Here is a 24,685-nt window from a genome sequence, read left to right as displayed (position 1 = left end):
ATCTATGCGATGGCGAACTACAATAGAAATATCGGGCAATCCTGCTAAATTTTCTAAACCATCTATGCGATGGCGAACGCATGAATTGTTTAACGGTGGTCAAGGTCTGCTTTCTAAACCATCTATGCGATGGCGAACGGGGTGTGTTTGCAGGGGATACACTTTATTATTTTCTAAACCATCTATGCGATGGCGAACTGGATTCGTTCAGCAGGTGATAAAACAGTATTTTTCTAAACCATCTATGCGATGGCGAACCGCCTTTGTTATTGTTGTTTTTTGGCTAGAAATTTCTAAACCATCTATGCGATGGCGAACGCTTGAATGAGTTTTCGCTCAAGGCGGTAATATTTCTAAACCATCTATGCGATGGCGAACGAATGCCCTGTGCCGTCGATATTGACTAAATTTTTCTAAACCATCTATGCGATGGCGAACCTAATTCTTTATTGTCAGTGTTTTCGGATGGGTTTCTAAACCATCTATGCGATGGCGAACGCAAACTATATGGCGGTGAATATGAGTATGATTTTCTAAACCATCTATGCGATGGCGAACTGTCGTTGCAGACGGACTGGTTACCGTAAATATTTCTAAACCATCTATGCGATGGCGAACTTTAGTCATCAATCTTGCATAACTACTGCAAATTTCTAAACCATCTATGCGATGGCGAACATTATTTATCCTCAAATCGGGTATAAGTTTTGTTTCTAAACCATCTATGCGATGGCGAACTTGATAATAATTAATGCAGTCACTAAGTTTTTTTTCTAAACCATCTATGCGATGGCGAACATTATGTTCATAAATGGCTTTATTTTTTACCATTTCTAAACCATCTATGCGATGGCGAACCGTTGGAGTATGACTGGCGATTAACGCCTGATTTTCTAAACCATCTATGCGATGGCGAACAGCTCGGTGTGTTCTGCTGGGCTATTTTTTTTTTTCTAAACCATCTATGCGATGGCGAACCCTTTACCTGTTGTTCCAAGCGGTTCAACTTTTTTCTAAACCATCTATGCGATGGCGAACATACAGGTATGGCTTTCAAAGTCCATTTAGACTTTCTAAACCATCTATGCGATGGCGAACCAGCAGTTGTAGCGGTTGTTGTAGCTGTGACTTTTCTAAACCATCTATGCGATGGCGAACGTTCTTCATAACTATGAAATTTCCACTCTTTATTTCTAAACCATCTATGCGATGGCGAACCTATCATTGACTGACACCGAATTGGTACTAATTTTCTAAACCATCTATGCGATGGCGAACGCTATTGCTGCACCGATTGCAATTATTTTAATTTTCTAAACCATCTATGCGATGGCGAACCATCTATCCAGCTTGGTGGCGTTTTATCTTTCTTTCTAAACCATCTATGCGATGGCGAACTCAATATTGGTACAAAAATTGATGCCGTTGGCTTTCTAAACCATCTATGCGATGGCGAACCCAAGCGGCGCAAAGCGGAGTGGATAAACATATTTCTAAACCATCTATGCGATGGCGAACTAAAGCGCACTTGTTTCCTTGTCTAATTCATGGTTTCTAAACCATCTATGCGATGGCGAACGGGTCAAGTCTGACCCGCCGCCTGCCGATGATTTTCTAAACCATCTATGCGATGGCGAACGTCGATAGCGTTGGCGGCAAGGTTGTCGGTGTTTTCTAAACCATCTATGCGATGGCGAACACAAAACTTTGGCAAAAGTTGCTACTGCCGCATTTCTAAACCATCTATGCGATGGCGAACTGGGCTTCAAAAGTTTGCGACTTTATAGATTGTTTCTAAACCATCTATGCGATGGCGAACGATTTTACTTGAGATGCCGAAACAGGCGGAACTTTCTAAACCATCTATGCGATGGCGAACCTTTGGCTTCCATTTTACTGCATTATTAGCAGTTTCTAAACCATCTATGCGATGGCGAACTCTTTATTAATGGCGTTCACGACGTTTCAAAATTTCTAAACCATCTATGCGATGGCGAACATAAATACTAAAGGGTTTAGGTAGCTTTGGAATTTCTAAACCATCTATGCGATGGCGAACAGCCAATCACGCTGATGTTGGCATTGCGCATGTTTCTAAACCATCTATGCGATGGCGAACCCGTTAAATACGATGGCTTAACCCGTGCTGATTTTCTAAACCATCTATGCGATGGCGAACGTCCTCGGCTTGTAATAATTTACGCTCGAGGCTTTCTAAACCATCTATGCGATGGCGAACTGGAGAATTTTCTGACAAAATCCCCAGATATCAATTATATACGTTTTAATTCAGTCAAGACACTTCGTTTTAAAGTGCTTTTTATAAGCAGCTGATTTTATTTAATTTTTTGGCAAGTGTCTACAACGAAGCCAAACATATAATCCAACACATCTTGGTCTTGGCAAATCTCGATAAGTTGCATCCGAAACTCTTTTTGATTATGCCCCAGTTTTGCCGAAATAAATGCTTGTGGCATCACCATCGCATCTTTGACCAAATCTGCTACATCAAACACCAAACCACCACGGCGGGTTTTACCATGTAGCATCGGTAGAGCAAAGCTAATACCTAACCCATGTAATGCAACTGCCGCATAGCCATAAGCGATATAATTCCCGTGGTCAAGGTAGCTATTGGCGATATCGGCGATATCATCATTGGCATTTTTGCCTTCCTCGCGGGTAAATTTAAAGCCACAGCCTTCCGCCAAGCTTTTATATAATACCTTTGCCCAGCGACCTTCGGCAGTCAATAACTGCTCTTGGTTCATTGCCGATTCTATCGCTTGTGAAAAATTAACTACCGCCGATTCATCTAGGCGAATACCATATGATGTCAGTAGTGGATTTTTTTGCCAGTATTTTTTGACAATTTCAATACGTTCTTGTAATAGCACCTTTGCCATCAACAGCCGTGTCGTATCATCAAGCCATGCTTTCATCCAAATTTGCATATATTCGGTAGGACGATACTCACTTTGTGGGGCTAGAAAGGTCAAATCTAATGCACTAAATAATGGTGAACCGCCTGAACCACAAAAACCGACCATTACATTTGATTCTGCCAAACGTCTAGCGGCGGCATCGGTAATCGAACTACCTTTACCCAGTAATAAAAAAGCGGTATTTTTTTCGGGAATATTATAAAAATGTTCAATCGGTTGCATACTTTCGGTCAGATACACGATACGGTCATCTTTTAAAATGACTCGAACTCGCTCAAGATAAAACACACACGCCCGCTTGGACAACATCAGCGGACGGCTACGTTGCTTACGTAAATGACTATTATGAGTTTGGCTCATGTTTTTCTCTTTGATAAATGAAAAAGCAGTAAGCATAAAAGCCTACTGCTTTTTTAAATTAGAATATCGGCAAAGCAAACGGCTGACTGGCACGAGCCAAACCATAGCCATCTGGCACGCCGTCACCTGCATTTTCCATCGGTACAATATCGATGGTTAAGGTAAAAACTTGTCCTGTGCTTTTACTGGCAACTTTAAGATACGGCAAGTCTTTGGCAGTGGCTAGACGACGTTCTCGTAATGGCACATTATTGTCAGACAGTTGAGTACGTTCCATTTTTGCCGTAGGAATGCGAAAACGACGATAACTTTGCCAGCCTGTGATTTTGGCTGTTGGTACAGGCGTTGGCGTACCGACCACACTATAATCCCGCACTTTCCAATGTTGGCTAATACTATCTACCAATCGCTGTAATGCCTCGCTACTATCCGAAAATACCCGAAAAATATCAAAATCAAAACGGGGCGACTTGCCATATTTTTTTTCGAAATCCGCTTGCTTTGCTTTAAGCTTTGGGGAAGGGACCAATGCTATGGCATATGGTGATTTATCCACCAATGCCAACGCTCGAAACGTGCCATGCAATACCGCATAAATCTGATTGCGAATGGTCGGTAGTGGTAAATCGACCGTATCTGCCGATTCAATCACACGTACATCCACATAAAACTCAAATGACATCTTAATCTCCCTCAGAATATACGCCACCACGAATCAGACAGGCAATCAAAAACATCCCTTTTTCGCTGTTGGGGTCTAAGTCATCAATCTCTTTTAAAATATCAAACGCTGACATTTTTTCTTTACCCACACGATAAAAAAATTGATGCTCAAGATTTGCCCCATTTGGCTCTACCGCAATCGGTTTATGGTTGTATTCTTCGGCATTGGGATACCACGTATCAATGGTACGAATCGCATTACCGATTTTTTGGTCACGTAATGCCGCTTGCCCCAAAAATTGGTTGTTGTCTGCCCCACGTTGCGGGCGAACAGGGTTAAGTTGATACAGCGAACGAGAAAAGCCTTTGGGTTTATCTTCTAGATAATTTTGTGAAGGGAATACTTCCACACCACCCATGCCAAAATCAACTACCGCTTCGATATGTAGCCCTGCATTGGTTGCGTCGCCTTTTGCCCCTGTTAATAAAATCTCGGCTAATGCCTGCTCATCCGCACTAGGATTGTCAAAACTGTTTAAATTGTAGTCTAACGCCTTAAAGGTATAAGATTTTTCCGAATTTTGACTGGGTGTTACCGTAATTACAATGCTTTCTGCCACCAAGCGATTACGCCATAACCAGCGACCGTTCACAACATTACGCACATAACGACCGACCACCGTTTTTAGCCCATCGCTGTCTTTGGCACGAGCCACAAACGCTTGAAATGCCTTGCGAAATGCTTGTTCATCGCTTTTATCTGCCCCTGCTTTAGTCGCACTGGCAAACAAAATATCCGCCAAGTCAATCAAACGAAAATCCCACGTCACCAATAATTTGGCATTGGATAATAATTTGGCAGATTCGGTTTGTTGAATATTACTGACTTCACGAGCGACTGATTCGCCCGATGCTGACCCTTTGCTTTTATTGCCTGCCACATTTTGTGTACCACGAATGCCATGATACATGACTTTTAATGATTCAGTTTTGCCATCTATCAGATGAAAAAATGCCCCGTCGCTGATAACAGTACCACGTTGTAGGGCTAGGCTTGCGGGTAATTTTTTGAAAGTTGCCATAATAAAACTCCTGTTTGTTTTTTAACATTGGTTAGGTAAAAGTTTAGTTTCAAAAGTAAGGTTAAATAGATTGTCGCAATAAAAACACATCGCCACCGTCATGGGTTTGCCATTGGTACTGCCAAAATAACTCTTGTGGGTTGTCAGATAATTGACGTAACGGCTCGGTAATCAGGTTTGGGGGCTGTTGCGGTTTTTGCTCTTCTTCATATAAATCCAAGTTATCAGAATTTTGAGCGTTAGCAACATTCAGCAGTTGCCGAATTGACACATATTGCACTAAGCCAATCAAGGGTTCGGCATAGGCGTGAGGTGTAGGTATTACAGCTTGTTCAAGCGTATACGCTTGTCGTACACCTGTTCTATCGGTTTTTGGGTCTTCAAGCAACGCATAACCTAGATTAGTCGCTGACAAAAAACTTAAGCCATGATGTTCACCAAAAGCATGATTTAAGCCGTCTCTGGTGAGTGCCAATAGCCGTGTAAAGGCTTGCAAACGATTGAGATTTTGCGATTGTTGGTACGCTAATAACACATCCTGACGGTCTAGCACCACAAAGCCTGTTTTGATGGTATTGCTTAGCACATCCTTTAGTGTTTTTTCATTATCATCTGCCCATTCAACTTCGCCATAACTGGTGATTTGCCCCCCTGCAAAACGGCTATTCATCAGCAATTTTTGCAAATCTGCCAATCTTGGTCGCCGTCTGCCATCAAATCGTATCACCAAACTAAGATGCAAATGACAGCTTGCCGTTGGTTGTAACGATAAGGCATTGGGATTTTTTGATGAATAATCGTTTTTGTTGATAAACGCAGAGCCACGGTGTTGGGCAGGGGTAAAGCGTCCATAGGCAAAGCCACCTAAATCTTGCCTGTCATGGTGAATATAAATCACGCCTGTGTCCTTCACGCTCAATTTGCGAGCCAACGCATGAGCGAACATAGTGGATGCCATCAAAGGCACGCCACCGAGCAAAATCCCGCTAGTCTGTAGATTTGCCCCTTGCACTCGAATATGCGGAATTACCGCTAAAAAACTCATGATGCCAACTCCTGTAAGTCATACAGCAAGCCACGAATTCGGCGAGCCAAGAATGGTATGATGCTATCTTCGAGTACAAAGGCGACAGGGTTGCTTTGTCCTTCGACTTCGTAGGATTGACGGACGATACTTTTTGCCAAATGCTCGGCAAACACAGTCATCCAACCTTCATCTCGTAGCTGTGTGTCAATCAGTCCTTGAATGGCTAAATCGACGCTTGGGTGTTGTAATGGTGTTAAAGCAACCATTTCTTTACTAACCATTTCACCTGTATTTTCGTCATACGCTTCATTGCTTATTTTGGTGATATTCGGCAATCTATCAGCCACTTGTTCAAGGCTATTTTTAGCTTCTCGCCCTTGAGCCAATACGATGCGTAAGATATGGGTCAAAAATTGTTGCTCGACTTCACGGCTATCCATATTGGTACTAGTGGCTTCAATGCCTTTGTTTTTCCAATCTTGGTTATTTAAATCTTTTTCGGTAGTAGCAATACCTTGATTCACCAAATCTGCCCAAGCAAGTAATGCAGGCTGAAAAAGTTTGTCTTTCGGCAATTTATTGGGGATATAGTAGTCTAAGCCTTTGTAATACAGGCTAAAGGCTTGACGTATCGTATCATTAGCAGTTGGGGCAGTTAGATAAATTGGGCGTTGCATGGCTCGTACTAGGCTACCCACATTTTGCGGATTTGCCCCACCAATACCAAATACAGCGGTGGTAATACTGTGTAAATCATTGTCGGTTTTACGAGCTTCTTTGATATCATCAACTTCATCATTTAACCAATGATTCACCCCTGCTGAGCTAATGGGACTAATTGAAAGGTAATCGTCACCTTTTGGCAATAATAACTGACGCATCCGAATGTTAATATGCTCAAGTCCCGCTTGATAAGGCATGTCAAACAAGCTGACAATATCAGGCTGAATCGTATTTACCACAGTTTTAAAATCATCATCTTGCTCTGATAAATCTTCATCTAACATCGCTGATTTGATGGCTTTAAAAATCGTAGCGGTCTTACCTGCATTGGCTTGGTAATCGGTGGGAATGGTAATATCGTCAGCCAATAATGTTCTCGCACTGATATAGGGTAAATCCAACGCTTGCGATTTTGCCAAGCGAATACCGCCTTTTTCGATATTGGAATTAATCGTTTTATTACTAAAATGCACCGATTCGGCAAGCGTTTGCCGATACTGGTCGATGGGGATGGTGGAAGCATCTGACATTCATTTCTCCTTTTTTATTTAATTCTATCTAGTTTTAGCATAGTATTGCCCAAATAAAAAGCAGGCAAAAGTGGATAAACGACAGTGAGTGCCGTTTATCTTTCTTCTTGAGTATTTATTAAGCTAAAACTTGTGTGAAATGATTAATACCTTTGTCTGTCACTCGAACTTGCATTTCAAAAGATACCTCGCCCGATCTATGCTCGATACGAATCATACGATGGGTTAGCAAATTTGAATTGACATGACTTTGATAAGCCTCCCAAGCAGATTGGGATTGGCGTTTAAAGATATAATGATTAGTAGCTAACCATTGAATAAACTTTCTAGGCGAAAGCTGAAGCATTTTGGCAACTGTACTGAGACAGTAACTAGGCGTTGTACCAGTAGATTTTACTGGCACAAAAGGTAGGTTTTGTTGTATCATAATGATACTCCTTTTTTAACTACACGGTTTTAAAAGGGAAAAAGCAAATCCAAAATGTGAGAGTGGCGGATTTGCTTTTTTTTCGTCTTCAAGAAAGTTGCTTTTAACTTTCTCTAGAACTCAACTAATATTAAATCTTTAATTGTCTTCAGTCAATAGATAATTTAAAGTTTCATCAAAATTATTATGATAACTAAGGACAATATTTTTTAAAGTTAAGGATTAACCCATCTAAGCGATGGCAAACGATTACATATCCAAAATTAGAATGATAACTAATTTCTCAACCATCTAAGCGATGGCAAACGATTACATATCCAAAATTAGAATGATAACTAATTTCTCAACCATCTAAGCGATGGTTAAACGATTATAACATAAAGCCTCTTTTTACTAATATGTTTTTAGCGTCATAAATTGACGTTTAGTTTCATAAGTCTATTAAAAAAACAAAAATCTATTTATAGTAGTTTTATATTTATTAGTCAAAGAAAAAATTATGCACGTCATTTTTATCTCTGCTTGCGAAAAAAAAGCCCTGAAAAAAACCCGAGCCGTACTCGACAGCTACGCCATCCGCACAGGTCAAAGTACATGGCAAGCCCCCATGACGATGGAAGGTCTAACCGAAGTCCGTAACGCCCTTAAACAAAAGGGTATTACTCGCCAAACTGCCGTCGCCGCCTACATTAACTACGGTATGCGACGCATGAAACTGGCTTGGGTCGTGGGCGCAAAGCATCGTTTTAATAGCGAAGGGGCATACCCTGTCGCTTCAACTGGTAAGCCTTATACCAAGCGACAAATCGACGACTGGGCCAGAGCAGCAAGCCTATTGGCAGGGGCGGCAGGCGATATGCATGATATTGGCAAAGCATCGCAACATTTTCAAAACAAACTGTCACCTAATCAAGCAAATAAAATCATCGCTGATGATATCCGCCATGAATGGCTATCCGTCAAGCTATTGCAACAACTACGGCATAATAACTTTGATTGGCAAGACGCTTGGCAACAAGTCGCCAAAGATAAAAACCGTAATATTTTTACCTTAGGTGATTTAAAACAAGTCGATGATGGCGTGGCAAACGGCATTGAAGCGGTGGATTATTTGATTGTCACTCATCATGGATTATTGGGAGCAGATGACCCAACAGGCTATGCAAGCTATCCTAACGAAGACAAACACGTACGTGAACCATTACCTCGTACCCAACAACTCACTTGTGCAGGCGAGTTACCACAAAGCATTTTTGATAGTTATCAAAAACGAATGGCACGACTTGCCAAATTATTGCCTACCAACGCCAGTCCAACTTATTATAAAGCCCTCTGTTTACATGCTCGTAATGCCTTGATTCACGCTGACCATACCATTTCTGCGGTCAATTATCTGGACATGGTGCAACCTGCCACTCCAACTCCCACGCAACTGTTTGCTAATACCTGTTTTGTTGATAGTAAAAAACAACACAATCAACCGCTAGAATGGCATTTACGCCATGTGGGCGAACGAGCCAGTTTTATCGCTTGTAACATGATGACAGAATTAAATTTGTCTGGACTATGTGAGCAGACCGTCGAATATATCAAAACACCCACGCAAAACGCTCATTTTAAGTGGCAAAATGTTGCTGGCAATGCCTTGCAAAAATTCGCCGATAAATATCCCGATGTACCGACGCTTGTTTTTAATATCGCAGGTACAGGTAGCGGTAAAACTCGGATGAATCTACGCATCGCTTGCACCTTGCGACCCAATGACCCACGCATTTGTATCGCTCTCAATTTACGCTCTTTGACCTTGCAAACAGGTGATGCTCTCAAAAAATCCATGAATCTGTCCGATGACGAATTAGCCGTTATCATCGGCGACAATATTACCCAAGAACTATTTGAAAAAGCCAAAAAAAACCAAGGGATTGACGAAGATGAAAATCCCCCAGAGCCGATATTTGATGCTAAAGGGGATGATTATGACATTCCTGCATGGCTTAACCCATTATTTGAGAAAACCACCAAAAAGGGCATTATAAGTGACAATGATGGCAAAACTTTATTGGCATCGCCTTTGCTCGTTTCCACCATTGATTATCTGATAGCAGCGGGCGAACCACACAAACAAGGACATCATGTCAAAGCCTTGCTACGATTAATAAGTAGTGATTTGATACTCGATGAAATCGATGGCTACGACCCCAAAGCCTTGATAGCAGTATTACGCTTGGTGCAGCTAGCTGCCATGTATGGTCGCCATGTGATTTGCTCATCGGCAACCCTCTCCAAGACATTAGCTATTAGCGTGCATCGTGCCTTTGAATCTGGTATAGCGATGCGACAAGCATTACTAAATGATGACAAACAAGCCTTTAATATCGCCATTATCGATAATGAAATTGACAGTAAAAATCCACCCAAAATTTGGCAACAAACGCTAACTCAAGATAGCGACACCCAAGCTGACGATAAAAATTTTAAAGATATTTACCAAACACACCTCAATGAATTACAGCTTGCTTTATCCAAAAAGACGAGCTTTCGCCTAGCCGAACTCAAACCCATGCCAAAGGCAACTATTAGCGATTGGCAACAAGCGGTACTTGAATCTGCCCAAATCTTGCATGATAGATACGCTTGGCAATGTCAAAATGGGGAAAAACGCCTATCCTTTGGCTTAATTCGGGTGGCAAATATTCACCATGCTATTAGCCTTGCTCATTATTTTGCCAATCATTGGCAACACGCCCATATCGCTTGCTATCATGCCAATGATTGGCGAATCAATCGTTTTTATAAAGAACAACGCTTAGACACTTTGCTAAGTCGTCATAAAGATGGCAAAAAACGCAAAACAGGTAATGAAACCATCGAGCAAGATAGCGAAATTATCGAACTCATGAAACACAGCCAACAAAAAAATGTACCCTTTGTCGTGATTGCCACGCCTGTCGAAGAAGTGGGGCGTGACCATGATTTTGATTGGGCAGTCATTGATGCATCAAGCGTTCAGTCCATCGTACAGACCGCTGGGCGAGTCAATCGTCATCGTCGAGAAACGATTCATGAGCCAAATATTATCATCCCCCAATTTAACTATCGGCATTGCAAAAACGTGCAACAACAAAAACCCAAACAACCTGCTTTTATCTATCCAGGTTATGAAAGTTATAGTCAAGATGAAAACTATCCAAACCATGATTTGGCAAAGTTGTTACCCTGGCAAAATAATCAACTCATAATAGATGCTAGACTGCGTTTTGATAAAGATAACTGTCTATTTGCCCAATTTGATGATAGCGAGATACAAGGGTTTTGTGAGCGATATTTTTATGATGAAGGCGATGAGCTTTTTTCAAATACAGCAGTTGAAAGTAGTCTAATGACCGAGCAACTGTATCAAAAATTCACCCCGTTACGAGATAGACAGTATCAAGCCCTGTATCGAATGAATGCAGAATCGATTACGGATAATGAACTGGTTATCGAAAAATACGTTAATACGTTTAATCCAAGTTTTAAAAAGCAACAACAAGAATGGCAAGATTATAGCGGTGATTTTACCAAACCCATCCTGCAACCTGCCAAGCCACAAGCATGGCTGTATTTGTCGCCTAGTCAAATGGTGGAACAATGCGAATTTTATGATATTGATATTGAACAAGGCTGTCAAATTTCACTAAGTCTATATAATGATAAAAATGAGATACAGTGGCTATATGATGAAGGGTTTGGTGTAGTTAAAAAATAAGTAATTATGCTTGATATCGAATGTCTCATGTAAATTTGTTTTTATGATAGAAATTAAACTTTATCAAAATAATCTTATCACTCTAAATTTCATTAAACATTAGTATTAGTATTATCTATATTATTAAATTATAGAGGCTCTGTATTCCGCCATGGTAGCGGCTTTTCACGCAGATATGTGTACAGACAGGTGAATATAAATGTACAGATAGGTGAATCAAGATGTTCAGATAGGTGAATATAAATGTACAGATGGGTGAAATACGTGTACAGATGGGTGAAGCTAGCAGTTTAACGCACATTAAAAGCGATTCGAAATAAATAATGAAAAATAACGTCTAAATCATTGAAACGAATGAGTTTTGATTAACTTTTGTAACCGAAATAGATTAACATAGATTACGATTTTACCCATCGTCGAGTGCACTTCTATAATTAGGCTCACATAAATCTGAGATAATGGATAGCAAGTCACCCTATGACGATGCAAAATTTTTACAAGCAAGGTGCTGATAAAGTAATGATTATCAAACCCAATACCTTGGTCGAAGCAGGTTTTGACTTAACTGAAGCCGAGCATGACTTGATGACGCTTGCCATTAATAAACTGCATCGATTACAGTCAGGTGGCAAACGAGTATTAATTAGTGCAAAAGAATTCGCTGCCGCCAATCGAGTCAATGAAATCTATGCCTATCGAGCCTTAAAAGATACTGCCAAAATTCTAGGCGATAGAAAACTCAAATTTACCTTATATTTTGATAAAACCATCCAAGCAGAAAATGACGCTGACAAACTCACCGTTCTCAAACCTCATCATAACAATTTCACTATGCTTCGCTCAGAATATCATTGGCTGCAAGGCGTATCGTATCAAGATGAACAAGGTTTTATTATTCTAGATTTTTCTGATCCTTTAACCTTTCTGATTGATAATACCAGTAAAGCCTACACTCGTTATGATTTTATCAAAACCGTTGAGTTTAAAGGCTGTAGCAGTAAACGTCTGTATGAGTTAATCAACAAGTGGAAAGATACAGGCGGTGTACCAGAAATGACCGTCGAAGCATGGAAAGAATTTTTTGGGGTAGCTGATAAATATCCCAAAATTGCCGAATTCAAACGCCGAATCTTAGACCCTGCCATCAACCAGATTAATAAACAAGGCGATTTTAAACTCACTTTAAATGCGAGCAAATTTGGGCGAACCATTACCCATTTCTCTATCGTAATTAAAACCATCAAAAAGCCAGACCAACAAGTAGAACAAAAAACCGAATCTGACAAGAAATGGGCTAAATTATTGACGGCTAGCCAAGCTAATATTTTCGCCAAAAAACTTGCCAATGATAGCAGTTTTGGGGGTAAATACGCTCGAGTCGGAGAAACTACCGAAAGCTTTATCTCACGTCTGAATGAGGAGTTACAAAGGGATTTGTTGAAAATTACTGAGTATCTACCTTATCTGAAAAAAATTGGTTTTAAAGCTTAAGAGAGCAAGCATTGAAAATCACCCTTGTCATCACTATCAGATTTTTTGTATATCAGAGCCGATATAGATAACCTGACCAATCACAGCCAAAAAATCACGTTCTTTGAGCTGTTCTTGTGAAATATCAAATGCAGAATATTTTTGATTATCGCTGATAATTTTTAATCCTGTTGGTAATCGTTGTATGCGTCGTATAAAAAGTTCATTATTGATTAAAAGAGCATAGACCGCCCCATCAATGAGTTGATTTTGCTGTTTATTAATAATTACAACAGCATCATTACCAATCAGTGGCGACATGGTATCACCTTTATACAAATAGCCCACCAACTGCGAAGCATCAATTGCTCGCTCATTAAGCCACCAATTAGGCAATGGATAAGACAAGTCAGTTGATTGATTATTCATGTCCAATAATGCCAACCAATGCACGTTTTGACTACTCTGTGATAACTGTTCACCCGTCATCAACGTCCATGGATGCACGCCATAGATTCTCGCCAAATCAAACAAATACTCAAGTTTAGGTTCACGGCTACTCTCCTGCTGCTCCCAATCTTGCAGGGAGCTTCGAGAAAACCCTGATGTCTGAGAAGCGAGTTGCACCACTTCATCACGAGTTAGCTGTGCATTTTTTCTAGCCTGTTCCAAACGAAAAGAAAGATTATCCATTTTTTACCTTTAAATAGGTTAAATATTCATAATTAAAAACTTTTTGTAGGTACAAATTATTTTGATAAATCTATAATCAAGTAAAATTAGAACAAAAATACCTAATTTTATTCAAAAATAGGTTGCTTTAATAACTATTAATAGGTATTATATATTCATCGGCAGTTATTAGAGATAAATAAACTTTATTAATAACCCGATAATAAGTTTTTTTAAACTAAATCAACCTATTTTTAAAAGAGGTCATTATGACATATACCTACCTAACAACGGAAGAACTATCTGAACGTATCAAATATGACAAAGCCACCATTCGCAGTTGTTTAAAAGATAGCGTGCTCATCGAAGGAGTGCATTATATTCGCCCGTTTGGCGGTCGCAAAATTCTCTATGTGTGGGAACAAATAGAAAAGGATATGCGCAACACAGTTTTAGCCGACATCAATGCCATGGCATTGCAGTAAGGAGAAATTTATGGCCAGCATTCGTACCCGTCAAGGAAGTAAATTTTTGATGATTGATTTTCGCTTTATGAATCAACGCTGTCGAGAAACAACCAACCTAATCGACACGCCCGAAAATCGAAAAAAACTGGAAAAAATCATCCAAAAAATGGAAGCAGAAATCACCCTCGGACTATTTGATTATCTCAAATACTTCCCAAAAAGTGAGAAAGGCATTGAACTGATGGCAGTCAAAGAGCGTGTGCAAAGTTTTCAATCTGACACACCCGTATTTAAAGACTTTGCTGAAACCTGGTTTGAAGAAAAGCAAATTGAATGGCGAGCAAGCTACATCGGCAAAATCAAAGATATTTTGGATAAGTATCTGGTGCCACATTTTGGCAAACGCAGTGTTATCGCTATCACAAGGGCAGATGTGTTAGCCTTCCGTACTTCTCTCGCCAAAGTGACCTACGGAACAGCTAACAAGCATCTGTCAGCAGCCAGAATTAATTCGATAATGACCACTTTGCGTATGATACTGCAAGAAGCGGCAAAACGCTATAAATTTGAAAATCCTTATGAGGATATCAAGGTTTTAAAACTTGATAAGCCCAATATTGAGCCATTCACCATTGAAGAGGTATGGAAATTTATCAATGGCGTGCGTAAAGACTATAAAAACTATTACACCGTAAGGTTTTTCACCGGCATGCGAACCAGCGAAATTGATGGACTAACGTGGGAGCATGTGGATTTTGACCGCCGTGAAATCCGGGTTCGCCAAGCGTATGTTAAAGGCGTAATTGGTAAGCCCAAAACCCAAGAATCCAATCGCGATATCGCCATGTCACCTTGGGTTTATGAAGCGCTACAAGCGCAGTACAAAGTCACACATGGTCGCTCAAAATTCGTGTTTTGCAATCGAGAAGGAGAGCCACTCGATTATCACAATGTCAATCGTAAAGTGTGGCATCCCACGCTTCGACTGTTAGGGTTAAAAGCCCGTAATGCCTACCAAACCCGCCATACGGCAGCCACACTTTGGCTTGCCGCAGGGGAGGCACCTGAATGGATCGCAAGGCAAATGGGGCATGCCAATACCACCATGTTGTTTAAGGTTTATAGTCGCTATGTGCCGAATATGACACGCCGTGATGGCAGTGCCTTTGAAGCCTTAATAGCTACCAGTCAAAAAGGGGGAGTGTAGTCATGCCAGTGATTGATTATGAACAACTGCGACAAGCCATGAAGCCTGATTTGATTAGCCAAGAAGCTTGTAATTTCGCTAACCAATTAATCGCTGAGTATCACATTATCAACAATGCCGATTTAGCAGAATGGATAAATGAGCATCATTGTAATTCTCATCGAGCATTAAGGCTTTGGGCACAACGCCAACTATCATCCATTGATAAAGATGAAACGCGAGACGAGCAATATCGGCAAATTAGGCATTTGTTTCAACATGATTTTTCAAATTTTTTAGAGAGAGTATACTAAAATGCGTATTCACTTACTGACTAATAAAATGCTCAATGGTACTTCGCTCCAGATGTGCCTAGATTACTGGCATCCATTTAATCAACATCATCCCAATCGACTTGAGTGGCATATCAAACAGCTATGTCATTACTATCAAGTAACCTTTGAAGAGTTATTCTCGAGATTATCAATGGTAAGGGCTTATGATTCAAGTATTAGCTGTAAAACTTGTGGCAAACTATACGAGCTTTACAACCCGTGCGATTTGCCCGATCCTAATTATTTTTTAGATTGGCAATGTGCGCAATGCTTAGCCTTTATCAATAGAGGTGTCGTAGATTTACAGGGATTTTTGGCATCAGTTGAGCCTGATAATGAAATACCATTTTAATTAGCCTTCGCATTTAAAAAACACCGCAATCTAGCGGTGTTTTTTTATAAAAATCAAAAACAGCATGGTCATTTATCTATTAGCAAATTTTTGAATCAATAAAGTTACCGCTAATTTTAACAAAAAAACAACTCAAAAAAATGCGTGTGGGGGTCTTTCTGTTAGAAATTTTGGCTATAATTAAAAAATCGTAATTATATTACTATTTATAAAATGCAAAATATTTTACTAAGTTATCTATCTAAACAAGATATGGATGTCCATCCTGATGTATTGGATTGGAAGGATTTTTATCTAAATTATCTCGTTTGTAATTTGAATAGTGAGCAAATAAAAACAGAATATTTGCGTGCAAAATCAATAAACACAGTGGTATTAAAGGACAAGAAGAGTTACCAGTTCACCCATAATTTAATTTTGAATAACGTCCTGACCGAATTAACTTATCAATCAATGATAAAAGGTGAAGATAATTTGAAAATTATTGAGGTAAAAGATATTGCAGCCTTTAATTTTTTATCGAATGTGATATTTGAAACGCTCGATATTATTTGTCGCAACAGCAAATCATTTGAAAATTTAAACGAAATTTATGATGCACTTGATTTGCTTATTAATCCACTTGCATGGAAAAAGATTTACCCGAATGCCAAGTTTACAAAAACTTGTTTTTACAATCTCATTAACGTAAAGATGCGTACGGCACAGCATCGTCAGCAAGAATTAGAGAATAAAAATGACTGAAAATGCTGAAGAATCTAATTCAGAACTACCACTTTTGTCACGGCATGATTTTCAAAGCTTAATAAAAGACACCTTATTGTTCGAAAATTACCCTGTTGAAGAAAAAGCAGACACAAAAGCAAAAGAGCAGCTGATTCAAAATCTGGTGATGACGTGTTTAATCGCACAAAAAATCGTGCGAGATGGCGATATTGAAACTAAAAAAATCGAAAAAATTCAAACAGCGTTCAAAATTAATATATTGGAAAGTGTAGAAGCGAAAAGAGGTGAATTAAATAAGCTGCCAAATCTCCTAAAGTTGCCTTTTTTGATTTCAAAGTTTGAATTAGCGCCACAACAAATCGGCTGGACAAAAATTGCTTTTTACTTGGCAATAGTACTGAAGCATCACAAATTAAAATCTTATTATCAACGTATCATCAAACGCTTAAAGATTGCGTGTTTTTATAAAACACCCATAAAAACTTGGATTTTAGAAAATCTCCCTCATTTTTCGGACGACCCTGCATGCGCTTTGCAAATTGATTCATTGAGGGATTTTTTGGTTGAGTTAGAAATTCAGACCAATAATAAAACGCGTCGCAATCAAGCGACTGAAATCCGATTGTGTCTTGAAGTTGCGCTTAATCCAAAGCGTCGCAAAAAAATTGATACAGAAATCAAAAAGCTAAATACTAAACGAAAACCCCGCAAAAAAAAGCCACAGCAAAATTTATCCGCTCGGGACTTTATCCAACCCACTTTTCAATCTAATCCAAGTTTGAATACCACGGATGATGTTGAAAATTATCAGCCCGCACTGCAGACAGTGTGTTTTGAAAGTAAAGATACTGAGCAATCGACAGCCAGTTCAACCGAAGTGACAGTCGATAACACGGGTGAGCCGTTACTTGAGTATCAAACCATCCCCAATGCTTTGGTTCGTTACAATGCACCGCTGCAAATGGTTGATTTATCCGTTCGGCAAATGTTTATCAGCCAGCGTGAATTGATGCTAAATTCAAGTGTTTATCTGCTTTCGCCAAAAGCCTACCAGCTCATTTTTGCAAGGCTAGTAAAAGACTGTCAGTTACAAGAAGAAATATTAAGTCGTGACCAGCTTAAGCTTAAAACATTAGCCACAATTTTACTGTTATCAATGATCACGTCTATTCCTGTCGAATCGCTTATGACAAAAGGTTTTGTGAGACAGTCTGGGATATTTAAGCTATTAAAGACCAAGGTTTATTTGCACGCATCCTTTGAAATTACTGCACGTAAAAAGAAATTTGAAGCCCACATTTTTGAAAATGAGAAAGCAGTGATTGAGCTGCCAATGCCCATTAAACTTGTAGGATTTTTAGCGAATAAACGATTATTACCCACACAGACTGATGTTCGAGACTATATCGCTCAAGTGAGAACAGAGTTGAGTTTGCCGTACCTATCAGTGCATCGTATTGAGTCAGCCTTGCAAGTTAGCTTGACTCGTTATATCGAGGGTAGTAACAGCCATATCGCTGAAATTATCTGCCGAATCCCGCCAATATCCGCACCTGCAAAATTTTATAGCAGTCATATGCTAAATGAATTAATCACCCATTATAAAAATGCGTTGGTTTGGCTGAGAAAAGATACGTCATTTGACTTGGGCTTTCTAGAAACAAAAAAAGACTATACCACAGGCTCGGGGCAAGCACTCACACTGTCATTTGTCAAATCATTACTTGATGATATTTTTCATACAGCCGTCATCACCAGTACATCAAAATTTGAACTATTTAATAACGTCAGTAGTTATGTCTGGCTGATTTTTTGTCTCACCACAGGGATTCGTCCCAATAATCGTATCACCCATATTCATGATATTGATTTAAATGAATATTCTGCTCAAATCCTTATTTCTGACAAACCCAATCGTTCCGTGAGAAATCATCGTCTAGTGCCAATCTGCCCAACGCTAGTAACAACGTTGACGTTATACCGCTGGTTTCTCGCCAAATTTGCCCAATTGCTCCATCGTAGAAAATGGGTCAACCAAGTGATCAAACCGATTTTGTATGAACATGACGATAGCGACAATATGCTAATTAACTTAATTTGTGAACAAGGCGAGAAAATAGCGACAGTAAAACGTGGTCAGATTGCAGAATTTATCAAACCTTTTTTTGACATAGATCCCTACTTTACTCGGCATTTTGTGAGAGTTCAGCTTGAAAAACGCGGTGTCGAAATGCCCATTATCAATGGTGTCATCGGTCATGAAAAACATCGCCAAGAATTTTTTGGTCGATACTCATCGGGGAGTAAATCCGCTATCTACGCACTAGCTGATGTGTTTGAGGCCATAGCCAACGATTTGGGCCTGAATGACATCAAAGCAAAATTTCAAAAAATAGACAAGTTATTACATTCATTACCAGAGCAATCTTCTAAACCCGATGAGACATTAGATGAGAAAAGCAGCAAAAAAACAAAGATTGACGCAACAACAAAAACGACAGCTTAAAAAATCTAACTATAGCCAAATGCCATCAGAATTTAGCCGCTGGGGTGTTTGGCACAAATTTTATAATCCAATTTGGCAGACATTGCAATGTTTGTGGTACCAAACCCAAGCCGATGAGTCGCTTTTGGCAAATCCTCGGCATTTGCAATCACCAATTCGCAAAATTGAAAGTATCAAATATCAATGGCAAAAGGCTCAAGCATCACTATACATCAAAAAAATCTGTTGCGATATTTCGTCAAATGCGTATTTGCAGTATTTGCGAGATTTATATCAGATTGAAAAAGACTATAAAAGCCTGTCAAATAAAGGTTTTGATATTTTTATTAAAAAAGCCAATACCTTATTATTTGCTGAGTACGGGGCGAGTGAGACAATTTATCGCTACGCTAGGCAACTATTACAGCAATTTGTAGCGTATCAAAATAGCAATTTTCGGTTAAATGAGCACTATTTTGGGGTAGTGCTAGCCCCCCAAACCATGCCCTCAAAAATTAACCCGCTACAAATTACGGAATCTTATGTCAGACACGGTAAGCAGTTTAATAAAATTTTAGATGTAGTAAAAAATCATTGGCAAACCACCAAGAAATTTAAAATCGAAGAAAAAATTGGTTGGCTGATATTCTCAGGTATTGCGTTTGGTGGTATCAATGATGCAAAAATGCTGCACGCATGGCTAATCAATTTGCTAAACAATGACTTTCAACCTTACCTAAATTATCGTTTATTGACCCAAATCCGCTACGCCAATAAAAACTACGGCAATGAACGACTTGATGATGGTGGTATTTATAACAGCCAACAAATTTGTATTGACCCGATGAGTCAATGTTGGCTGTTAGCCCTACAACATGACCCTATCGATGCGTCAATGCTAGGCAATCTCAATATTCATGTGCTTTTATTTAACGTAATTACCCCTTTACTTAAACAAGCCAATTTAACCATCCCGTCATTTTCTCGGTTGTTACAGTCAGCCAGTTCTCATTGGGAGCGATTGCGAGATGTACATATCGATCATGCGCTAACCATGGTATTACAAGGTCGGCAAGTAACCACTGGTTTAAGAATTGAGAGTTTTTTAACGATTCATGACAGCAATTTTACCAATCATGACAAGGTTTATGATATTGATGAGTTACTCACGCTGACCATCACCGCAAATAACCATAAAAATATCGACAACTTGACCCTTTCCCAGAAAGCGGAACAACGCAAAACCGATGTTTTGATCAATATTCGAAAAGTACTGCGAGAACCAAATGCCAGACTCTATCATATCACTGTCCCCAATTTTGATAGTTTATCCAAGCGAGATAAAGTGCGGTATAAGCTTGTCGATATGCAAGAAGTGGTGGCAACGCAGGCTGAAAAAGTATTATTGGCATGGGTCATTGATTTGGTTAAAGAGCGTTCAAAAACCAGTTTACAAAGTATTGAGAAATATCTATTCACCATTGGCTACGAGTGGCTATACTTTGTGGGTGACAGTGAGTTACAAGGTTGGGAGGCAGATGATTTTGAAGAGCTATATGAAGAAATCGTTGATTTTAAAAAATCAAAGCTTAAAAACAAGGACATTGCTTATTCTGCCAAATTGCTAAAACGCTTGCATAATTTTGGGATGGAAAAATTCGGTTTTGTCGAGGCAGATATTCCTGAAGCCACCGCCATGCGGTGTGTACGTGCCGAGTGGATTTCGCCCAACCTATACCAACGTATCTTATTACAAATCCGTCGCTCGATTGACCCGATGGAAGCAGACATGTTTTTGTTATTGTTTATCCTTGCTTATCGCACAGGGATGCGAAAAAAAGAGCTACTTGGCTTACGTTTTAGCGATATTGAAGCGATTGGCACCGATGAGCCGTCGCTAGTAATACGTCCGAACAATTATCGCAAAACCAAAACCGAAGGCAGTATTCGAAGAGTGGCACTTTATGCTTTATTAAGTCTACAGGAACTTGAGTTTTTTACTGAGTATGTCAAAAGCAATCATATCAGCAAGCAGCAACAATATTTATTCACGTTATCTACTGAGAATACCCCAATCCCCAGCCATACGCCCCTAAAATTATTGGATAAAATTGTCAAAGATATTTCCCCAAATGCTGATATCCAAAACACTAGTACCCAAAACGCTGACACCAAGTTTACCTTTCATGCATTTCGGCATACAGCGATTAGCAACTTAGCTCTCGCGCTAAATGCAGATGACGCATTGACGCAAACTTTAACAGGTCTAAATACCAAACATATTGATCAGATTGTCCAAAGTTTATTGGGTGTGCAAAAATACCATACTGACAAATGGTATGCCATTTCGGGGCTGATGGGGCATTTATCGCCAGAACGTAGTTTTGAATATTACAACCACTTTGCGATGCTCACGGCAACTTATGAACTTAGCAAAGCCAATATCGGCTTGCCTTACGATAGTTGGATAAACATTACCAATTTGCAACACCGCGCAATTTCAAAACGCCATGATGTACAACTCGCTGATATACGTGCATTATTATTTCGAGAAAATTTAAAACGAAAGCTACGAAAATCAACGTCATTTGCAATCGCCAATCTCAATTTTAATGATGAAATATTTGGACGCAACTTACCAAAGCACAGCGATTCACCGCTGCTCAATTACCGACCCCAACAAATTCAAGCCGTGTTAGAACATTTGGAAAAAAATACAAAGGCTGATAGCAATGTGATTGGCGATGAGACAGGAGTATCGATACAAAATATTGGCTTGATTAAACAAAAAGCATTCGCCATCCAAAAGCTAATGACAGAACGTCGTCACTATCGGTTTTTGCGAGACAATACGCGGTACAGTATGATTGACATTCAAACAAATTTTGAGCGGCGAATGCTCGGTATGATGCTCAGAAATGCCAACATCTTACGACAAGATTTACCTAATTGGCAGTTTTTTATCCGTACCCTTGCCGATAGAATGACGACCACCGATTCTTCCATACCGTTTGGTAAAAGTTATGGCGAAGTGCAAATCCTGCTGAAGTTTTTACCGATTGCGATTACAATATTGCCCAAAAATCGCTGGATGATCAGTTGTGATGAACCGATTTTGACTATCTTACAACGTCATCAACTATTTGATAGGCATGAGTTATTTAGCGATAATGATAATCAATTTGAAGATATCAATGCTCAACTAGATGCACAACTGAGTACAGAAAAACTTGAAGAAGTGCAAACGAATTTTAAGTTTCGATATAAAAATGATAACAGCCAGACTTCAATTTTAATCGGCATAGCCACGCCAGATAATCAGTTAAATCGAACAAATTCGTGGCGATTTTCGGCATTACTGCGTTATTTTACCCATTTTATGCTTATCACGGATGAAACGTTAAAAGCGATATTACCATCAACTGATGATATGTAAACTTTAAATTGGAACATTCATGCAACTAAAAGACCTTGCCAAAATTTTTGTTGGTTTAAATAAAAAGTTTATCAATCAAGGTGACAATCTCATCACCGTCAGACAACTGACCGCGCAAAATTTTACCGATTTGGGCACGCTTGAGATTGATGACAATCCCGACAGTTTGGTCGCTATTTCACCTGAGGTATTCACCACACAGCAACTACAAGTAGGCGATGTGTTATTGGTGGCTCGTGGATTTAATATGCGCTCAGTCATTGTGCGAGCGCAGGATATGGGTGATATACCGCTTGTGGTGGGGGTCAATTGTTTTATACTGAGAGCCAAACCTAATTTGCTGTTACCTGAAGTATTGGTCAGTCTGCTTAACAGCGAATACGGACAGGCTTGGCTTGCCACGCACAACCGAGCGACAGTCACCGCCACAATTTCGGTTGGTCGGCTAAAAGAGTGGCAAATTGATGTGCCAAGCCAAGAGAACCAGCAAAAATTAGCCGATTTTTTTTGGCAAAATGTAGCTACTTTGCAAGCGTTAAACCAACTGATGCAACAACATCAACGCACCGCTTCTGCCGTGTTTCATACCTTAATGCCCCAAGGTAGCCATCATGACCAGTAGGACACAATCACCAAACAATACAAAAATATCGACTTTTAATGCCGTTTTTGATAAAAACTATCAATCACTCAGACGAGAGCTCACCGCTGAAAATGCCATGTTGGTGATGATAGTATCTGCCTATGTGGCGTACCTTAACGAGGCGCAGCAAAATCCAATTGCTGATTTGGTTGGCAACTTGATGACCGCTAAAGTCGATGCCAAAGCTTTATCTCATGAACTTGCAGCAAAGGAGTTAACAGACCAGTCGTTGCTCACACCCAATGTGAAAATCGAGCAAATATTACGACAGTTTTATGATAGCCAAGATTTGGATGTTGTCATTGCATCGCTCATCAAATTGTTATCGGATACCGCCAATCCATGGCAGCGTATTCAAGCGGATTTTAGCCAACTGCAACAGCAATTTTTAACAGCACAAGCCTATGCTCAGCAAATCACGCCATTGCTGTATCAAAAATTACATGCCCTATCTATTAAAAATCAATGGGGCGACCCATTGGCAATTAGCCTGCTATTAAAAGGGATTATTGGTGAGACGCACGGCTTGACGCTATACGATGGGGCAAGTGGCGTGGCAAATAGTGGCTTTAGCCTAGCACCTGGCAAGCTTATTTTGCGAGAAATTCACATGATGCCTGCCTTGCTAAGCCGATTGTTATTAACTATGGTTGAGAGTGATGCCGAGTTAAAAATTTTAGACAGTTTGACAGCAAAAGAAGGAAGCCATCAAGCAGATATTGGTATTTGTTTACCAAGTTTTGGCAATGAGATTCAGCCGTTTGCGTTAACAGAGATTAACTATCTACAGCCTTTAAGTGTTTTTCATGCGATTCCTAGCAGTGCCTCCGAAAGTTTATGGATTCAGCTTTATTTATATCATCTCAACGATAAGGGCAGGGCATACCTAATATTGCCCATCGGCTGGTTATTTAAAGGGGGGTATGACCTTGCTGTGCGAGAAGCATTGGTGCATCACAATCTGATTGAAAGCGTGACCCTTTTGCCGCTGGGAATTTTGCAATATAGTCAAGCCAACGTATGCTTAGTGGTATTAAATACAGCAAAAACAACCGACGCGTTTTGGTTGATGACGGCAGAAAATATGCTGCTTAATGGCAAATATGGCGGTGAAGTGGCTGAGCAATCGATGGAAAAAATCATCGACTTTATAAAAAATCCAACTGAAAATAACGCTGCGGTTAAGGTGACGCAAGCACAAATTGCACAATATAAGTATGATCTTAATCCAAAACGCTATTTTAAAGACCCATTAGAGATTGCAACATTGGAATTAACGACGGAGTTACAAGCTTTAGCAGACTGCCAGCAGCAATATGACCTGGCAAAAGTACAACTAGACAAACTATTGTCGTCCATTGCAAAACAAAGCTAGGTAATGATTCTTTTAACATAGTATTTTCTGTGC

The 24,685-nt window shown here is 39.7% G+C and carries 18 protein-coding genes and 1 CRISPR repeat array (1 of these 19 only partly in view); of the genes, 11 read left to right on the top strand and 7 right to left on the bottom strand.

The features are described from left to right. Positions 1-2,239: direct repeats of the CRISPR family, unit length 28 nt; unit sequence TTTCTAAACCATCTATGCGATGGCGAAC; it reaches 7,335 nt to the left of the window's first position. 97 nt (positions 2,240-2,336) lie between these two features. From cas1f to LAJ61_RS03435, 6 genes are all read right to left on the bottom strand, one after another. Then, positions 2,337-3,305, bottom strand: coding sequence for a type I-F CRISPR-associated endonuclease Cas1f (gene cas1f / locus LAJ61_RS03460; RefSeq protein WP_050324603.1), 969 nt, complete (start codon positions 3,303-3,305; stop codon positions 2,337-2,339). A gap of 58 nt (positions 3,306-3,363) precedes the next feature. Continuing rightward, positions 3,364-3,987, bottom strand: a complete 624-nt coding sequence (locus LAJ61_RS03455; RefSeq protein ID WP_224054480.1) for a type I-F CRISPR-associated endoribonuclease Cas6/Csy4 — start codon at positions 3,985-3,987, stop codon at positions 3,364-3,366. Between the two features lies 1 nt (position 3,988). Beyond that, complete coding sequence (gene csy3, locus LAJ61_RS03450) at positions 3,989-5,050, bottom strand: type I-F CRISPR-associated protein Csy3 (RefSeq protein WP_201665666.1); 1,062 nt, start codon at positions 5,048-5,050, stop codon at positions 3,989-3,991. A gap of 61 nt (positions 5,051-5,111) precedes the next feature. Then, positions 5,112-6,095 (bottom strand): type I-F CRISPR-associated protein Csy2, encoded by a 984-nt coding sequence (csy2, locus tag LAJ61_RS03445; protein WP_224054479.1) that lies wholly within the window; start codon positions 6,093-6,095, stop codon positions 5,112-5,114. Continuing rightward, positions 6,092-7,330 carry a type I-F CRISPR-associated protein Csy1 gene (locus LAJ61_RS03440; protein ID WP_224054478.1) on the bottom strand — a complete coding sequence of 413 codons (1,239 nt, stop codon included), beginning with the start codon at positions 7,328-7,330 and terminating at the stop codon, positions 6,092-6,094. The genes csy2 and LAJ61_RS03440 overlap by 4 nt, the downstream gene beginning before the upstream one ends. Before the next feature lie 118 nt (positions 7,331-7,448). Next, complete coding sequence (locus LAJ61_RS03435; protein WP_224054477.1) at positions 7,449-7,757, bottom strand: phage antirepressor KilAC domain-containing protein; 309 nt, start codon at positions 7,755-7,757, stop codon at positions 7,449-7,451. Positions 7,758-8,256: 499 nt separating this feature from the next. Here LAJ61_RS03435 and cas3f point away from each other — a divergent pair, with 499 nt between their 5' ends. Together cas3f and LAJ61_RS03425 are read left to right on the top strand one after the other, a co-directional pair. Continuing rightward, the gene (cas3f, locus tag LAJ61_RS03430; protein ID WP_224054476.1) at positions 8,257-11,505 is read left to right on the top strand and encodes a type I-F CRISPR-associated helicase Cas3f; all 3,249 of its coding nucleotides are present in this window, start codon (positions 8,257-8,259) and stop codon (positions 11,503-11,505) included. A 477-nt stretch (positions 11,506-11,982) separates the two neighbouring features. Continuing rightward, positions 11,983-12,996 carry a RepB family plasmid replication initiator protein gene (locus tag LAJ61_RS03425; protein WP_204155502.1) on the top strand — a complete coding sequence of 338 codons (1,014 nt, stop codon included), beginning with the start codon at positions 11,983-11,985 and terminating at the stop codon, positions 12,994-12,996. 36 nt (positions 12,997-13,032) lie between these two features. Here LAJ61_RS03425 and LAJ61_RS03420 read toward each other — a convergent pair whose 3' ends face one another. After that, on the bottom strand, positions 13,033-13,668 hold the full coding sequence (locus LAJ61_RS03420) for an XRE family transcriptional regulator (protein WP_128682133.1): 636 nt from the start codon (positions 13,666-13,668) through the stop codon (positions 13,033-13,035). 248 nt (positions 13,669-13,916) lie between these two features. Between LAJ61_RS03420 and LAJ61_RS03415 the strand changes: the two genes are divergently transcribed. From LAJ61_RS03415 to LAJ61_RS03375, 9 genes are all read left to right on the top strand, one after another. Next, the gene (locus tag LAJ61_RS03415; RefSeq protein WP_062332081.1) at positions 13,917-14,132 is read left to right on the top strand and encodes a hypothetical protein; all 216 of its coding nucleotides are present in this window, start codon (positions 13,917-13,919) and stop codon (positions 14,130-14,132) included. A gap of 10 nt (positions 14,133-14,142) precedes the next feature. After that, a complete protein-coding gene (locus tag LAJ61_RS03410; RefSeq protein ID WP_224054475.1) occupies positions 14,143-15,321 on the top strand; it encodes an Arm DNA-binding domain-containing protein in 1,179 nt (392 codons plus the stop codon). A gap of 2 nt (positions 15,322-15,323) precedes the next feature. Continuing rightward, a complete protein-coding gene (locus LAJ61_RS03405) occupies positions 15,324-15,614 on the top strand; it encodes a hypothetical protein (protein WP_224054474.1) in 291 nt (96 codons plus the stop codon). Position 15,615: 1 nt separating this feature from the next. Continuing rightward, a complete protein-coding gene (locus tag LAJ61_RS03400) occupies positions 15,616-15,987 on the top strand; it encodes a hypothetical protein (RefSeq protein WP_224054473.1) in 372 nt (123 codons plus the stop codon). Positions 15,988-16,200: 213 nt separating this feature from the next. Next, positions 16,201-16,731, top strand: a complete 531-nt coding sequence (locus LAJ61_RS03395) for a hypothetical protein (protein WP_224054472.1) — start codon at positions 16,201-16,203, stop codon at positions 16,729-16,731. After that, positions 16,724-19,219, top strand: a complete 2,496-nt coding sequence (locus LAJ61_RS03390; RefSeq protein WP_224054471.1) for a hypothetical protein — start codon at positions 16,724-16,726, stop codon at positions 19,217-19,219. Before LAJ61_RS03395 ends, LAJ61_RS03390 begins: the two co-directional genes overlap by 8 nt. Next, positions 19,164-22,634, top strand: coding sequence for a site-specific integrase (locus LAJ61_RS03385; protein WP_224054470.1), 3,471 nt, complete (start codon positions 19,164-19,166; stop codon positions 22,632-22,634). Before LAJ61_RS03390 ends, LAJ61_RS03385 begins: the two co-directional genes overlap by 56 nt. A 19-nt stretch (positions 22,635-22,653) precedes the next feature. Continuing rightward, on the top strand, positions 22,654-23,256 hold the full coding sequence (locus tag LAJ61_RS03380; RefSeq protein WP_224054469.1) for a restriction endonuclease subunit S: 603 nt from the start codon (positions 22,654-22,656) through the stop codon (positions 23,254-23,256). Next, a complete protein-coding gene (locus LAJ61_RS03375; protein ID WP_224054468.1) occupies positions 23,246-24,652 on the top strand; it encodes an N-6 DNA methylase in 1,407 nt (468 codons plus the stop codon). Before LAJ61_RS03380 ends, LAJ61_RS03375 begins: the two co-directional genes overlap by 11 nt. Positions 24,653-24,685: the final 33 nt, after the last annotated feature.

Origin of the sequence: Faucicola osloensis, from assembly GCF_020041925.1 — a bacterium.
In the GTDB taxonomy this organism is placed as follows: Bacteria; Pseudomonadota; Gammaproteobacteria; order Pseudomonadales; family Moraxellaceae; genus Faucicola; species Faucicola osloensis_D.
This window is presented reverse-complemented; position numbering and strand designations above follow the sequence as displayed.